This is a genomic window from Williamsia muralis (assembly GCF_051487485.1).
Taxonomy (GTDB): domain Bacteria; phylum Actinomycetota; class Actinomycetes; order Mycobacteriales; family Mycobacteriaceae; genus Williamsia; species Williamsia muralis_B.
This window is the reverse complement of record NZ_JAHVCV010000003.1, coordinates 39,106-54,534: the sequence shown is the minus strand read 5'-3', so window position 1 is coordinate 54,534 and position 15,429 is coordinate 39,106. Positions and strand designations below refer to the sequence as shown.

The 15,429-nt window shown below is 67.1% G+C and carries 9 protein-coding genes; 5 read left to right on the top strand and 4 right to left on the bottom strand.

Annotation, left to right across the window (positions count from 1 at the left end):
- The first annotated feature begins 1 nt into the window (after position 1).
- Together KXR83_RS08585 and KXR83_RS08580 are read left to right on the top strand one after the other, a co-directional pair.
- Positions 2-787 (top strand): phage upper tail fiber protein, encoded by a 786-nt coding sequence (locus KXR83_RS08585; protein ID WP_437424509.1) that lies wholly within the window; start codon positions 2-4, stop codon positions 785-787.
- Complete coding sequence (locus KXR83_RS08580) at positions 784-1,275, top strand: hypothetical protein (RefSeq protein WP_437424508.1); 492 nt, start codon at positions 784-786, stop codon at positions 1,273-1,275. Before KXR83_RS08585 ends, KXR83_RS08580 begins: the two co-directional genes overlap by 4 nt.
- Here the strand turns inward: KXR83_RS08580 and KXR83_RS08575 are convergent.
- Positions 1,272-2,093, bottom strand: coding sequence for a tyrosine-type recombinase/integrase (locus KXR83_RS08575; protein WP_437424507.1), 822 nt, complete (start codon positions 2,091-2,093; stop codon positions 1,272-1,274). The genes KXR83_RS08580 and KXR83_RS08575 overlap by 4 nt on opposite strands.
- A gap of 339 nt (positions 2,094-2,432) precedes the next feature.
- Here KXR83_RS08575 and KXR83_RS08570 point away from each other — a divergent pair, with 339 nt between their 5' ends.
- Positions 2,433-3,842 carry a chloride channel protein gene (locus KXR83_RS08570; RefSeq protein ID WP_437424506.1) on the top strand — a complete coding sequence of 470 codons (1,410 nt, stop codon included), beginning with the start codon at positions 2,433-2,435 and terminating at the stop codon, positions 3,840-3,842.
- 14 nt (positions 3,843-3,856) lie between these two features.
- On the opposite strand, the gene KXR83_RS08565 is transcribed toward KXR83_RS08570, so the two are convergent.
- Positions 3,857-4,078, bottom strand: coding sequence for a DUF3618 domain-containing protein (locus tag KXR83_RS08565; protein ID WP_437424926.1), 222 nt, complete (start codon positions 4,076-4,078; stop codon positions 3,857-3,859).
- A 144-nt stretch (positions 4,079-4,222) separates the two neighbouring features.
- Between KXR83_RS08565 and bcp the strand changes: the two genes are divergently transcribed.
- Positions 4,223-4,696 carry a thioredoxin-dependent thiol peroxidase gene (gene bcp, locus KXR83_RS08560; protein ID WP_437424505.1) on the top strand — a complete coding sequence of 158 codons (474 nt, stop codon included), beginning with the start codon at positions 4,223-4,225 and terminating at the stop codon, positions 4,694-4,696.
- A gap of 18 nt (positions 4,697-4,714) precedes the next feature.
- Positions 4,715-5,413, top strand: coding sequence for a TetR/AcrR family transcriptional regulator (locus KXR83_RS08555; RefSeq protein WP_437424504.1), 699 nt, complete (start codon positions 4,715-4,717; stop codon positions 5,411-5,413).
- Between the two features lie 16 nt (positions 5,414-5,429).
- Here KXR83_RS08555 and acpS read toward each other — a convergent pair whose 3' ends face one another.
- Together acpS and KXR83_RS08545 are read right to left on the bottom strand one after the other, a co-directional pair.
- On the bottom strand, positions 5,430-5,840 hold the full coding sequence (acpS, locus tag KXR83_RS08550; RefSeq protein WP_062797664.1) for a holo-ACP synthase AcpS: 411 nt from the start codon (positions 5,838-5,840) through the stop codon (positions 5,430-5,432).
- The gene (locus KXR83_RS08545; protein WP_437424503.1) at positions 5,837-15,058 is read right to left on the bottom strand and encodes a fatty acid synthase subunit beta domain-containing protein; all 9,222 of its coding nucleotides are present in this window, start codon (positions 15,056-15,058) and stop codon (positions 5,837-5,839) included. Before KXR83_RS08545 ends, acpS begins: the two co-directional genes overlap by 4 nt.
- Positions 15,059-15,429 lie beyond the last annotated feature (371 nt).

Here is a 15,429-nt window from a genome sequence, read left to right as displayed (position 1 = left end):
AATGCCCGGAACAACGACTAAATGGAAACTTCCGTACCTGCTGACCACCGATGGTCTGTGGCGAATCTCGGAAATCACCCAATCTCTGGCCAACCGCCTCGACACCATCATCACCTCGGGCGAACTCAAAGGCCCCAAGGGCGACACCGGCCCCGCCGGCGCAGCTGGCCCCGCCGGCACCCCCGGACCGATCGGCCTCACCGGCCCGAAGGGTGACACCGGCGCGGCCGGCCCCCAGGGCGTTGCCGGCCCCACCGGCGCGACCGGACCCACCGGCCCCAAGGGCGACACCGGCGCGACCGGCGCGCAAGGCATCCAGGGCGTCAAAGGCAATACCGGCGCGACCGGCCCCAAGGGCGACACCGGACCGATCGGCCCCGCCGGCCCCAAGGGCGACAAGGGCGACACCGGCGACATCGGACCGGCCGGCCCCGCCGGCGGCCCCGTCGGCCCCCAGGGGCCGATCGGTGAGACTGGCCCCGCCGGCCCCAAGGGCGACACCGGCGCAACCGGCCCGGCCGGCCCCAAGGGCGACACCGGCGCGACCGGGCTCACTGGCCCGAAGGGCGACACCGGCGCGACCGGACCCCAAGGCCCCGCCGGCCCCACCGGACCGAAGGGTGACACCGGCGCGACAGGTGCCACCGGACCGGCCGGCCCCGCCGGCGGCGTCCAAGGATCGCAAGCCGGCGTTCCCTCTGAGCTCATCCTGTGGACCGGCACCAAAGCCCAGTTCGACGCTCTGGCAACCAAACCCACCACCACTGTCTACGTAGTGACGGCATGAGTTTCGGCCCCGGCGCGCTCAACGCGAGCGCTGTGTATGTCGGCTCGACGCCGGCCGTCGCGGTCTACCTCGGCCCCACGCAAGTGTGGTCCTCGGCCGTCACGCCGGCGTTCGTCAACCTCGGCGCAAGGATGAACCTCGGTGCCCGCACTCGCGTCACGCCGTGGGTGCCGAGCGAGTTCTATCCGGGCACCGAAGTGGTGAACGACGAGATCGTGGTTGCCGGCGGTGGGCCGTCCACCATCACCGTGAACCTGAAGCGGCCGGGCTCGACGTACACGCTGTACGGGTGGCTCATGGTTAACGATGTGCAGGTGTGGGCCGGATCGACCGGCGGCACCGTCGTGTTCGGCAGCATCCCGTACACGTTCAACCCAGGCGACCGCGTGCGCGCCGAAGTCCAGCAATCCAGCGGCTCCACGGGCAGCACCTCCCGCCAGCTCTCCCCCGGCTCAGAGACGTACCTGTCGATCGACCCAGCGGCCTAGGCGGCCGAGCCCCACACGGTAGACGCCACCGCCCGCAGCGTCGGCGGCGCCACCAACGTGTACCGCGCCGTCGTCTCCGGCTTGGCGTGGCCCAGGAGTTCCTGAACCGCCCGCAGGTCTCCCGTGCGCTGGTACGCCAGCGTGGCGTACCTGTGGCGCAACGTGTGCGCGGTCCACCGTCCCGGTAGCGCCTCGGCCACCAGCTCGCCCACACGGCGCGCTGACAGGTGGCCGTCGATCTGGCCAGGGAACAGGTAACCGCGCTCCATCCGGCGAATCCTGGCCGCGAGCACATCGGGCAGCGGTACGGCCCGCTCCCGGTCGCCCTTGCCGCGCACCCACAACGACCAGCCGCCGTCAATGTCGGGTATCACGTGCTCGGTGCGCGCCTTGGCGCACTCAAACCGCCGGATGCCCGTGTCTGCTATTAGTTCGACCATGAGTTGCTCCCGCTCGCCAGAGGCCCGCATGGCCGCCCGCACGGCATCGTCGGGTGCCGGCCTCGGGACGCCACGCGGGGGCGTGATGGGCGGCAACGTGGCCGCCGGATCGACGCCGATCAGGTTGACGGCCAGCGCCCAGCGGAAGAACAGCCGATAGGTGGCGCGGTAGGACCGCCGCGTCTCCGCCGACCACGGCCGAGACCCCAGGAACTCGACCAGATCGGCCCGCGTGATGTCGCTCGGCTCACGTCCTGGGTGCTCCGCTGCAAGCCGGCGCAGGTGATACCGCCGTAGCTTGCGTGTGCTCTCCGGTCGTGAGGCTGCTCTCATCTCGGCGTCGAATCCGTCTGTCCACGTTGACCATTGGGTGCTCATGGCTGGCAATTCGATCACTTGACGACTGCCCAAATCTGACTTTCGCGATCATTCGCCTGAATAACAATGCTAACGCTCAGGTTGACGGTGAGGGAAGTCACATCTACCCGGTCGGTGCCAGCTCGACGGCCTGATCGACAGCCCGCAAGACTCCAAACCAGCGGGTTCGGGGTTCGAGTCCCTGATGGCGCACTTCTAGGATTGACTGCACCACTTCAATTCCGGCTCGGGCCGCAGCGGCCAAAGATCATTCCATCGATCGACAGCCACCTGACCGGTGGCGCGTGATCGATAGTCAACGGTCACACCTGAACACGCTCTCCCATTAATGTCATCCCAATGACGCGAGGGGCTGCTGTCGAAGCGCTCGGCGCCAGAATCGGTAGCCGACTGGAACGCTCGAGCTATGCCGTCCGATGGCTGGTCCTGGGCATCTCTATCGGCGTGGTCGCCGGACTCGGCGCGCTGGTCTTCTTCGAATTGCTCGAGCTGGCCGGCCGATTACTGCTGGAAGGCCTCGGCGGCTACGAACCTCCCCAGGCTGGGCGCGACGGCGACACGAGCCGCTCGGACAGTTTCAGCCGCCCCTGGGCGATCCCTCTCGTCGTCGCCGGCGGCGCGCTTGCGTCGGCTGTTCTTGTCGCACGGTTGGCACCGGAGGCAGAAGGGCATGGCACCGATGCCGCGATAGAGGCCGTCCATTCCGGTCCGCGCAGCATCCGGATGCGAGCGGTGGGCGTGAAGATGATTGCGAGCGCGTTGACCATCGGTTCGGGTGGTTCTGCAGGTCGGGAAGGACCGGCAGCACAGATTTCCGCGGGATTCGGGTCGCTGTTCACGCGATGGCTGAATTTGACCGACGACAATGGCCGAATCGCGGTGGCGATCGGGATCGGATCTGGAATCGGGGCAATCTTCGGGGCACCTCTGGGTGGCGCGGTGCTGTCGGGAGCGATCCTGTACCGCAACGACTTCGAGTACCGGACGCTCATTCCCGGGTTGATCTCGTCCGTCACCGCCTACAGCGTGTTCGGCGCGTTCGAGGGCTACGAACCACTCTTCGGATTCGTGGCCGACGACTACAGATTCGAGACACCCACCCAGCTCATCTGGTTCGCCGTGATCGGACTCCTCGCGGGCGGCGTGGGAATCCTGTATAGCCGCTTCTTCTACGGCACGGTCGGTGTCGTCGCCCGCATGCCCGGCAACCGGATCGTCAAACCCGCTATCGGCGGTCTGCTGGTGGGCCTGCTCGCCCTGGCGATGCCCGAGATACTGGGCAGCGGGTACGGCTGGGTGCAGGAAGCGATGAGCGCGCAGACGCTGGCCTCGATGCCGCTATGGGTGGTGCTGGCACTCCCCTTCGCCAAAATCCTCGCGACATCGTTGTCGATCGGTTCTGGGGGTGCGGGCGGCATCTTCGGTCCGGGCATGGTGATCGGCGCATTCGTCGGCGCTGCCCTGTGGCGACTGCTGGAGCCCTTCGCACCTGGTGTCCCAGATGCTCCGGCGGCGTTTGTCATCGTCGCGATGATGGCCTGTTTCGGCAGCATCGCACGAGTGCCTGTTGCAGTGATGCTGATGGTGGCCGAAATGACCGGTGGCTACACGCTACTGCCCGGCGGGATGGTCGCCGTGGGCGTCGCCTATCTGCTGGTATTGCGGAGCGGGGACTCGATCTACCGCGCTCAACGCGAGGATCGAGAAGCGGCCGCGGTCGAGCGGTCGGGGCCCCGACCGCTCGACTGAAGCCGCTCAGTAACTCAGGAGACGATCTTCTTGATGACGATCGCGACCACGACGACTCCGACCGCGATCAGCGTTCCCGCGACCGCAGGCTTCTGGAGGGTCACGAGCGCAGTGGCCTTGGCGTCTTCGGCCAGCCGCTGGGGGTTGGCACGGGTCGCCAGGGCGTCCAGGGTCTCGGCGAGTTCGTCGCGGGCCCGTTCGATCTCGCGCTCGATGCCGTCGGTATCGCGTCCCACAAGGTCCTCCATCGGTGAAGTCCACTCCCCGCGCTTGTACGAAGGCGCGAAGCGGCCGGTCAGTTCTCGGGCTCTACGGTAGTTCACAGTCCGGGTTGCCAGTGTTCCGCCACACGAATTGCGTCCTCGGCTAGCCTGAACCCGATGACTGAGAACACACGACTCGCAGTGGGCGACAAGGCCCCAGGCTTTTCCCTGCCGGACGCCGACGGGAACACCGTCTCGCTCGACGACTATCGGGGACGTCAGGTGATCGTCTATTTCTACCCCGCTGCCAGCACACCGGGCTGCACCAAGCAGGCCTGCGACTTCCGTGACAACTTGGGCGAGCTCAATGACGCGGGTGTTGAGGTCATCGGCATATCTCCGGACAAGCCCGCAAAGCTGGCCAAGTTCCGCGACGCCGAGGAGCTGACGTTCCCGCTTCTGTCCGACCCGGACAAGGCAATCCTCACGGCCTGGGGCGCGTTCGGTGAGAAGAAGATGTACGGCAAAACCGTCACCGGGGTGATCCGATCCACCTTTCTGGTGGATGCCGAAGGCAAAATCGCTGTGGCACAGTATAATGTGCGCGCCACAGGGCACGTGGCGAAACTTCGCCGCGACCTCTCGGTCTAGCCGAAGCGACCTGTGGCCATGGCCCAGCGGCAGTCCGGTACCGGCACCGGGGATTCCGGCGCCCTCAAGACCGGTGTCTCTCGGTTGCTCAGTTCCGAACCACTGGTTCCGCGCAAACGGCCCACACAGCAACGCAGCCAACTGCGGTTCGACGCGATGCTGGCGGCTGCACGCGACCTGCTGATCGAGGTGGGCTTCGAGTCGCTGACGTGTGAGCACATCGCCCAGCGCGCCGACGTCCCGATCGGGACGCTCTATCAGTACTTCGCGAACAAGTACGTCGTGGTCTGTGAACTCGATCGCGAAGACGCTGCCGGGGTACAGAGCGAACTGGCCAGATTCGCCGCGGAGGTTCCGTCTCTGGACTGGCCTCGCCTACTGGAGAAGTTCATCGACCACCTGGCGCAGCTGTGGCACGACGATCCGTCCCGCCGCGCGGTGTGGCTCGCCGTGCAGTCGACGCCCGCCACTCGCGCCACTGCCACCGTGCACGAGCGTGCGCTGGCGGAACTGGTCGCGCGGATCATCGCTCCACTGACCCCCGACCGCAGGCGCCGCGCCTTGATGTCCGAACTCCTGGTGCACACGGCGTACTCGCTGCTCAGCTTCTCGGTGCAAGAAGGTCAGAACCACTCCGCGACGGTCACCGAACTCAAGCGCATGCTGGGACGCTACATGCTCCTTGAGGATCCCGAAAACAACCGCAGCGCAAAGTGATTCGCAGGCGCAGAAACTACTGAGTCTGCGACTGCGGAGCCTCTTCGATCACCGCGACCGCACCCGCCATGTCACCGTCATGGGTCAGCGAGATGTGCACCACCGTTCCTGCCAGGTGCGTACCGATCTCACCGCCCAACCGGATCGCCGGCCGACCCCAGGCATCCGTGACGACCTCGATGTCGCCATGCCGGATCAGCGGGAGCAGGGGCGAGCGCGCGAAACGACTCACCGACCACGCCTTGATCACGGCTTCCTTCGCGGCCCATCGGGCAGCGAGATGCCTCGCCTCGTCCCCGGTACCCGAGGCGGCATCACGCCGCTCCCCCACCGTGAACCGATCTGCGAATGTGGTGCCGGGCTGTTTCAACTGCTCGGCGAAGCCGGGGATCGACACGAGGTCGATCCCCACTCCGATGACCGTCATCCGCCGTAGGTTCCGTTCGTCGACAGACGAGCCTCCGTGTCGAGCAGCATTGCCGCTTCCTGATCGCCCTCGTACGAGCTGTCGTCGAACCGGCGGTTCGGCGGCCGCTGGTAGGCGGGCTTGCCGCCGCACATGGCCTCGAGCAGACGCTGCTGCCCCAGTCGCGCACGTTCGGTTGCCGCAGCGCGGTAACGCTCACGTTCAGCCGGATCAAGCGAGGCCACAAAGGCTTCCGGGTGCACCACGGCGATGAGGCCGGACACGTGCCCGAAGCCCAGGCTCGTCAGGAGGCCGGCCTTGAGGGCAAACCTCTCGCCGAAACGCAACGGTTCGGTCGGCCACACCAGATGCTTGTGCTCGGCCATCACCTCGTCGACGCAGTCGAGACTGCGGTTGGGAGGGATGACGCCGTCGCGCAACACCTGGCACAGACCGATCAGCTGGAAGGCTGCCGCGCCGCCCTTGGAGTGGCCGGTCAGCGACTTCTGCGACACCACGAACAACGGCGCACCGTCGCTGCGACCGATCGCCTCGGCGAGCCTCTCATGGAGGTTCGCCTCGTTGGGGTCGTTGGCCTTGGTGGAGGTGTCGTGCTTGGACACCAGAGCCACGTCGTCCGGACTGACACCGAGCTGGCGGAGCGACCGGGCGATGCCCGAATCCTGGTGTCCGCGAGCGGCTCCGAGTGCACCGATGCCGGGAGCCGGGATCGACGTGTGTACGCCGTCACCGAAGCTCTGTGCCCAGCCGACCACACCGAGAACCGGCAGACCCATCTCCGCCGCCACGTCACCGCGGGCCAGCAGGATCGTTCCGCCACCCTGCGACTCCACGAATCCGCCGCGACGACGGTCGTTGGCGCGGGAGAACCTGCGGGCATCGATGCCCTTGGCTTCCATCGTGGCCGTCTCGGCGGTGGCCGACATGTCGCCGAACCCGACGATGCCCTCGATACCGAGGTCGTCGAACCCACCGGCGACCGCGAACAACGCCTTGCCCAACTTGATCTTGTCGACACCCTCTTCGACCGACACCGCCGCGGTGGCGCAGGCGGCCACCGGGTGGATCATCGCGCCGTAGCTACCGATGTACGACTGGACCACGTGCGCTGCAACAACGTTCGGCAGTGCCTCCTGCAGGATGTCGTTCGCCTTGGCCTCACCGGTGAAGGTGTCGAGGTACAGCGAACGCATCGACGTCATGCCGCCCATGCCGGTGCCCTGAGTGTTGGCGACCAGGCCGGGGTGCACCCACCGCATCAGTTCCGACGGTTCGAACCCGGAAGCGAGGAAGGCGTCGACGGTGGCGATGAGGTTCCACAGCGCAACCCGATCGATCGATTCGGCCATGTCGGCCGACACACCCCAGCGGGTGGGATCGAATCCGGTCGGGATCTGGCCGCCCACGGTGCGGGTCAGTTTGAATCGCCGCGGTACGCGGATCTCGGTGCCTGCCTGACGTGTCACCTGCCATTCGCCACTGTCCGGGTCGACCTTGATCTTGGTCTTGTCCGGTGCGGCCGAGAGGAAGGAGCGTGCCTCCCCCTCCGACGCCACCGAGAAGGTCAGATCGTTGTCGAGGTAGACCGACGTCAGCAGCGGCGACGAGTTGTCGATCATGTCGCCGTCGTCGGCGTACCGGCGGATTCCGCATCGTTCGACCACGGCATCGTGATACCGATCGGCAATCTCCGATTCCGCCACGGGATCACCCGACTCGGCGTCGTACCAGCCCGGCTTCGGAGTGGCTTCCCACGTGATCAGGCCTGTGCTCCAAGCCAATTCGAGAACACCGGCCGCCGACAGCTCGTCTTCGACCTCCATCTCGAACCGGGTACGCGAGCTGCCGTAGGGCCCGAGTTCACCGGCACCGACGATCACGACCAGGTCTTCGGGTCGTGCATCGACATTGCCCCAGCTGGGGGTGGTCGACTCCGGTGCCCGTGCCGGCGCGGGCAGGGCGGCGAGCGTCGGTTCGTCCGTGTCGTCGTCTTCGTCCACTGCTGCCAGCGCGTCGGCCTGGGCCTGTGCCAGCGCCTTCATGTCGAGCGTGGCGTCGGCGAGTCCACCGGTCAGGTCGAGCTGCAACGGCTCGGTCCTGGCCTGGGTCCGACTCTCGGGCGTCACCGCCGTGAGAAGTTCGGTGGCCATCTCGCGCGTCGACCAGGTCTTCACACCTGCGGCCTCGACGGCCTCGACGAGCCCGTCGTTGTGGCCCATCAGCCCGGTGCCCGTGACCCAACCGATCAGCGCATGGGCGAGGGTGACCTTGGAGTTCCACGAGTCCTCGGCGCTCCATCGCTTGACCAGCGCGTCGAGAGCGGCCTTGGATTCCCCGTAGGCACCGTCCCCACCGAACATCCCGCGGTTCGGGGAGCCTGGCAGCACCACATGTAGCCGGGCAGCCAGATGGTGGTCGGCGGCGATGTCGCCGAGACCGGCGATCAGGCGCTCGACCGACCAGAGCAGCACCTTCATCTCAAGTTCGGCGCGCCCGCCTGCGCCGGTGAGGTCACCGGCGACTCGAGGTGCGGCGAACGGGAACAGCAGGGTCGGCTTGAGGGCAGCCTTCACGACTCCGGTCTTGCCACCGAGGTTCTCGGTCTGCTCGCTACCGATCCACTCCACCAGTTCGTCGACGTCGGTGTAGGAGGACAGGTTCGCCGGGACCACCCAGAGCGCCGCGTCGCCGCGAGCACTGCGCCGGTAGAGCGCCTTGAAGAAAGCCAGCCGGCTGTCGTCCAGGCGCGACGTCGTCGCGACGACGGTGGCGCCACCTGCGAGCAACTGTTCGACCACGGCTGCGGCGATCGATCCCTTGCTGGCGCCGGTGACCACGGCGACGTCGTCGGCGTAGGTCTCGGGCTGAGGATCCTCGGCCGCATGGGCGATCTGCGCGTAGATGCGGGCATGGACCTGGTGTCCGTTGGCGAGGGCCTTGCCCTGCCACCAGGTGGCCTGATGGCAGACGGTCTCGCCGGCCCCGACGAACCGCGCGCTGATGTCGTAGAACTCGTTGTCGAGCAGATGCTCGTCTTCCAGCCAGATGCGTGCGAGATCTTCGCGGGCGCTGGCCCACCGGTCGTCGATGAGCACGGCGCGGCGCTCGTCGAACGCCGGCGCCACCACACGGAGCCAATCCGATCCCAGTTCGGCGCTGACGCGTTCGAGTACGGCGGTGCCGTCCTCTGCAGGCGCGGCCGTTTCCGGCTCGTCCACGAGGCCGAGCTTCTGCAGGATGGTCTGCGCCGCCGAGGCCAGAGCACCGGTACGTCCGGTGAACTGTTCGGTGAGCTCTCCGAGAGCTGCAGCGTCGACCATTCCGCCTCCGCCGCCCCCGCCGACGGCAGGCTTGCTCACCGAGATGCCCTTGTTGGAGCCGACTTTCGCGACCGCAGCATCGATGAGGGCGTCGATACCGTCGGCGTTCGAAGGCGCCTCCGAGACCAGGTCGCCCAGGTCGCCGCCGCGGACACTGACGCCGTCGCGGCTACCGAGAGCGACTGCAACACTGGTGTGTAGCGCCCAGCCGGGGCCGAGTTGCCACACCGAGGTGACGCGGTCTTCGATGTACGACGCGCGCTTGCCAACCGGTCCGAACACCTTGCGGATCTGGTCGCCGACGGCGTCGGTGAGCACCGAACCGAGCGGCTTGTAGCCGCGGGCCAGTGCGTTGACCGTCGAAGCGAGCGCGGGCATCTCGGCCTCTGCGGCGCCGTCGATGGCACCGAGGCCCAGTTCGCCGCCGATGTCGAGAAGCAGCTGGTTGCGCCGGGAGGACACACCGTCACACAGTGCCTCGATGGTGTCCGCAGCGCCGATCTGATCGATGCGGATCTTCGTCCACAGCGCGATGACAGCGTCGACCGCGTCGGACGGGCCGAACGAGATGTCCTCGGGACGGGGACCCGAATCCGCGGGGGCAGCGACGGGAGCCGGTGCCGCGACCGCTGTTTCGGCAGCGGGCGCCGCAGCGGCAGCCGATTCGTCGACGGCAGGTGCTTCGTCTTCCTCGACATCCGGTGCGCTGTCCTTCGCCAGGATGACGTCGGAGTCACGCTCGATGTTGAGCACCTGGACGGCGGACTGAAGGTAGTCGTCGAGCTTGAGGGTGTTGCCGGCCAGGCCACTGAGTGTGGGAGCAGACTTCACGCCGACCTCGACAAACCGCTCCACTCCGGCTCCGCCACGCTCGACCGGGGTGAACAGCAGATCCTGTGTTTCGATCCAGCGCACCGGGCTGGCGAACTGCCATGCGAGCAGCTCGATCAGCAACACGCGGGTCAGCTCACCGGGCTTGGTACTCCAGGTATCCCAGTCGGCCAGCACCTCGTCGAGCGGTTCGGACGGCACCAGGTCGGCGATCTCCTGGACGAAGTCGCGGCCCAGGTTGAACATGCGTGGGACGAGGTTCGGTACGTAGCGGCCCACGAGGATGTCGGGGTCGATGTGCTCGGGAAGCAGATCTTGCAGACGATGCCGGAAGTCGGGCACACCCGCACGCAACACGGTGGAGTGGAACGGGACGTCGATCCCGGGAACCAGGATGAACGAGCGTTTGCCGCCCGTCTTCGCACGGAGTTCTTCGATCTCCTCCTCGAGAACCTCGAGTCCTCGGACCGTGCCTGCGATCGCGTATTGCGAGCCGAGCAGGTTGAGGTTCACGACCTCCAGGAACTCACCGGCGCGTTCACCGACCTGGGACACCCAGTCCATGACGTCGGCGTCGGCCAGTCCGAACTGACTCGGACGGATCGCGGCCATGCGGTAATCGCTGCGGCCCTTGGCATCTCGCGGGACCAGGTGGTGCATGGCCTCGCCGCGCTGGAACACGACCTCGAGGACTGCCTCCAGGGGCAGCACTCCGGCGCACGCGGCGAGCGCGTTGTACTCGCCCACCGAGTGACCACAGGTGATGGCGTTCTCGACGAAACCACCCGACTCCTTGAGTTCGGCGATCTGCGCAACGCCCAGAGTGGCCATGGCCACCTGTGTGAACTGCGTCAGGAACAGCACGCCGTCGGGGTGGTGGTAGGTGGTGCCGCCTGCCGAGAGTGTGGTCGGGTTGTCGCGGACCACGGCCAGGATCGAGAAGCCGAGAGCATCCCTGGTGTGCTTGTCCGCCCGATCCCAGACCTTGCGGGCAGCCTTGGAGCGCGTCCGTGCGTCGAGTCCCATGCCCTTGCTCTGGATGCCCTGCCCGGGGAACGCGTAGACGGTCTTGGCAGGCGCGAGAAGGCCGGTGGCGTTCATCACGAGCAGGTCGCCGACCTTCGCGCTGACCTCGATGACGTCGCGGCCGGCGTCCATACCGACGCGGTCGACGCGGATGGTGACCTCGTCACCCGGGCGAACCATGCCCAGGAATCGAGCGGTCCAGCCGAGCAGTGCGCGAGGTACCGGGATGGGGTTCTTGGCGTCGGTGGCGGTCACGACGTGCTGCGCGGCCGCAGACAGCCACATGCCGTGAGCGATGGGGCTGCCCAGACCGGCCATCTTCGCTGCCGACATGTCGGTGTGAATGGGGTTGTGATCGCCTGAGACAAGGGCGAATCCGTGCATCCGCGACGGGGTTGCGATGGTGACTTCGCGGATCTTCTTGCGGGTCGCCTCGCCTGACTTGGCGCTCAGTGCACCACCGGCCCGGCTCGGATCGGTCAACTCGCCGTCGCCGGTGCGTCCGCGTACGGCGAACCGTTCGGTCATCTCGGCAATCTGGCGCTCGGCGTCGGAGATGGTGACCACCACGGTGACCACGCGGCCGAGGTCGGTGTCGACAACACCCGACAGCGCTGCGGTGACCGTCAAATCTGTTGCCACGCGCGGCAGTTCACCGACGGTGGACGCAACATGATCGAGGTGGACCAGATCGAGCAGGCCTTCGACCACAGGCTCGCCGGCCTGGGTCGTCGCTGATCCGATGACACTGAAGACGGCGGGCCAGCACAATCCGACCAGCGTGTCGGGGTTGGCGAACCCGGTGACGCCTTGCGGGACCGAAGCACTCAGATGCTCGGGAAGGGTGTACGCGGTGACCGCGGCATGGTCGGCGACCAGGTCCGGGTCCCACGTGATGGTGCGTGTGGCGGCGCCATCCGTTACCGACGCCAGGGAACCACCGGCTGCGACCGCGAGGATCTGACGCATGGCGCCTGCGGCGCCTTCGATGGTGACCTTGGGCGACCCACCGTCGAGGATCGACTCGTCGACGGTCATCGGGATGGCAACGGTGGCCTTGCCGATCGGGACGGTCAGGACAACTCCGTCGGAGGTGCGCTCGAGGACGGCCCCGGTCGGTTCGTGCTCGCCACGCTCGGTGGAGGGGAACTCCCACGCATCCCGGTCACCCAGCAGCGCAACGGGATTCGCGACGAGGCGCCCGGACCACTGCACGCTGAGTGACTCGACAACGGTGCCGAGCACGCCTTCCACGTCGACCAGACCCGCACGGAGCCGCGCGCTGACCGGCAAGGGCTCTACGCCGATGCCGTGGAGATCGGTGACCACCTGGGCTTCGAAGCGGTCGAGCAACTCGCCGACCGGTTCGTCGACGCGGGTGATGCCTGCGACGGCGACCGGCCCCGGGATGATGCACACCTCGTCTGCGCCGTAGCGCGGATCGTGGGCCTGCCACAGGGAGTCGCTGCGCCACCAGCGGCGCACGTCTTTGTCGATGACCGGGACGAAGTTGACCGGCTTGCCGGGGGTGCGGCACAGGTCGAGGAAGAAGATCAGGTCGGCCGGGTGCAGAACGTCGGTGTCGGCAGCCGGGTACACCGCGACCAGCGCATCGATGGCTGCGCCGGCATTGTCGGTGGCCGATGTGTGACCGAAGAGCGTCGGGATCTGACCACGGTCGGCATCGTTGAGGCGGGCTTCGGCGCGCTGCAGCATCTCGATGAAACGCTGACGCCACGTCACGTCGGCCCATGTCGCCGCCCCGGCGGCCTCACCGACAGCGAGTTCGACATAACGCTCGAGCCACTGGCGGTAGGTCATCTGCGCCACATCGCCGAAATACGGCTTCGCGGTTCCGGTGAGCGCCTCGATGATCTCGTCGCGACGAGCCTGCACGGCTTCTTCGTCACCGGCCACCTCGTCGAGCAGTCGGCCACATCGCGACGCCGCGTTGTCGACCTCGTGGATGTCGGCGCCGAGCTGGCTTCGGCCCGAGGCCATGCCGGCTGTTGCGTAACCTGCGCCGATCCATTCGTCGCAGCCCGGGGTGTTGACCAGGAGTTCTTTGACCGCCGGCGACGTGGTGGCCTCTTTGGTGGCCATGGCGGCGGTGCCGATCAGGATGCCGTCGAGCGGCATGAGCGGGTAGTCGTGGGCTGCTGACCAGACGCCGGTGAGGTATTCGCTGGCCCGCTCGGCTGTTCCGATTCCGCCGCCGACACAGATTACAACGTTGGGGCGGGCGCGCAGCTCGGCGTAGGTGGCCAGCAGGAGGTCGTCGAGATCCTCCCAGGAGTGGTGGCCTCCTGCGCGGCCCCCCTCGATCTGGACGATCACCGGGTAGTGCGGTACCTCGGCAGCAATGCGGATCACCGAACGGATCTGTCCGATGGTGCCGGGCTTGAACGAGATGTACGGGATCTGAGCGTCGGCGAGTTCGGACACCAGCGCCACGGCCTCGTCGAGCTCCGGGATACCAGCCGAGACGATGACACCGTCGATGGGCGCGCCGTTTGCACGTGCCTTCTGCACGAGGCGCTTGCCGCCGATCTGCAGCTTCCACAGGTAGGGGTCGAGGAAGAGTGTGTTGAACTGCGCCTGACGGCCCGGCTCGAGAAGTTCGGTCAGCTTGGCGACGTTGTCGGCGAATATGCCCTCGGTCACCTGTCCGCCACCGGCCAGCTCGGCCCAGTGCCCGGCATTGGCGGCCGCGGCGACGATTGCGGGGTCGACCGTTGTCGGCGTCATTCCGGCGAGAAGCATCGGCGATCGCCCGGTGAGACGGGTGAACGCGGTCTCCACCACGTGGCGACCGTTGGGAAGCTGAACGATCTTGGGACTGTAAGTGCTCCACGGGCGCTGGACATCGGGGATGCCTCCGGGCGCGAACAGGTTGCGCTGCCCACCACGTTGGCTCACCGAGATCAGGCCGACGCCCTGCCCGCGGACCACGGGAACGCTCAGCCGGGTGGCGACGTCGCCGGGGCCCAGGTCGAGGATCCACTTGGCGCCGGCACTGACGACGTCGTCGAGGGCATCGACCCAGTCGACCTTGTCGACCAGCACCGCCGCGGCGAGTCGCCGTGCGGCCACGGGGTCGATGCCGCACACGGCAGCCCAGTCGGAGACGAGATCGCAAGCGGCATCGAGCGCCGGATGGTGGAAGGCGATCGACACCGACAGCGGATCGAAGACCGGCGCGAAGGCGGTGCCGCCGGTCGTCTTCTTCTTGCGTTCGGCGGCTTCTGCGGCGGCGAGCGTCTCGCACTGGCTGACAAACGCCGACAGATGGCGGGGAGCTCCGGAGAGGACCACGGAGCGTCGTCCGTTGACGATCGAGAGCACGGGCGCCGATTCACGGTCCGATTCGCGCAGCGTCAACGCGTAGTCGTCGACGAGTGTCTGGATGCGGGCCGGATCGACCTGCGCGACCGACAGCATCGGGCTCCCGGCAGCGTCGGAGGTGAGGCCTCGTCGACGGGCGATGAAAGCACCCGCTGCGCCGATGAGATGCGCAACGGCCAATAGTGCGCCGTCACCCAGACCGCCGTCTTCGGCTGCGGCCTTGATGGCCTCGGTGCCCAGCACGCCCTGCGAGTGCCCGATCGCCGCGACAGGGGTCAGCTCGCCGAGATCGAGTCCCTGCTTGCGAGTGGCGCTGATGGCCGCCAACTGAGCAAGCAGAATGCCAGGCACCGACACCGGCGCCGCCGCGAGAGCATTGTCGGCAGGTACGGATTCTTCGGCGTTGTGTGCGTGCACCCAGCTGAGTGGGTGGAAGCCGTCGGGCCGGACCGCGGCGAGGCGGTCGGCAACCGGCTCGATGAGCCGCTCGGCGGCATCGACGATGTTGGCGATGCTGCGGTCGAGGTCTGCGTCGATGACCAGTTCGGCAAGGATCGGCAGCCAGGGTCCACCTTGTCCCCCGAAGCTGACCGCGTACGGCTCACCTTCTCGCAGTCGGTCGATCAGGATTCCGTCGGGGCGCGCGGCCCACGCTGAGTTTTCTTCGGATCCGGTGCGGAACTGGTGAATCGTCACGAGGCTCCCTCATGTAGCTGTGGTGTTCGTCGGTCGGCGGGCGTGACACCGCGGTAGGTCTTCGTCGGCCACTCGATGTCTGTGGCGGCGCGTGGACGTCTGGAGTCCACCCGTTGGCGGTCGCGGTGATCCGATTTTCGAATCACGCTGCGACGCACTCCTTTTCATCCCCGGACGCGCGGCGTCGATGCCGCGGTCTCCTGATGCGCACGATGACCATGTTTGCACACGAAAATGAGGTTTTCCTCATGTTTCGAGGTGACCCGCGGGTATACCGGCGAGTAACCCCCGGAGCCGCCGCAACACCGAACTCCCACTTCGTGACGCCTCGCCGCCAAACGCCTGCTCAGACGCCCCGAACGAACGCTCAC

Bases quoted from the DNA above. Each gene is read 5' to 3' on its own strand.
- KXR83_RS08585 (WP_437424509.1), top strand. From the start codon at position 2: ATGCCCGGAACAACGACTAAATGGAAACTTCCGTACCTGCTGACCACC.
- KXR83_RS08580 (WP_437424508.1), top strand. From the start codon at position 784: ATGAGTTTCGGCCCCGGCGCGCTCAACGCGAGCGCTGTGTATGTCGGC.
- KXR83_RS08575 (WP_437424507.1), bottom strand. From the start codon at position 2,093: ATGAGCACCCAATGGTCAACGTGGACAGACGGATTCGACGCCGAGATG.
- KXR83_RS08570 (WP_437424506.1), top strand. From the start codon at position 2,433: ATGACGCGAGGGGCTGCTGTCGAAGCGCTCGGCGCCAGAATCGGTAGC.
- bcp (WP_437424505.1), top strand. From the start codon at position 4,223: ATGACTGAGAACACACGACTCGCAGTGGGCGACAAGGCCCCAGGCTTT.
- KXR83_RS08555 (WP_437424504.1), top strand. From the start codon at position 4,715: ATGGCCCAGCGGCAGTCCGGTACCGGCACCGGGGATTCCGGCGCCCTC.
- acpS (WP_062797664.1), bottom strand. From the start codon at position 5,840: ATGACGGTCATCGGAGTGGGGATCGACCTCGTGTCGATCCCCGGCTTC.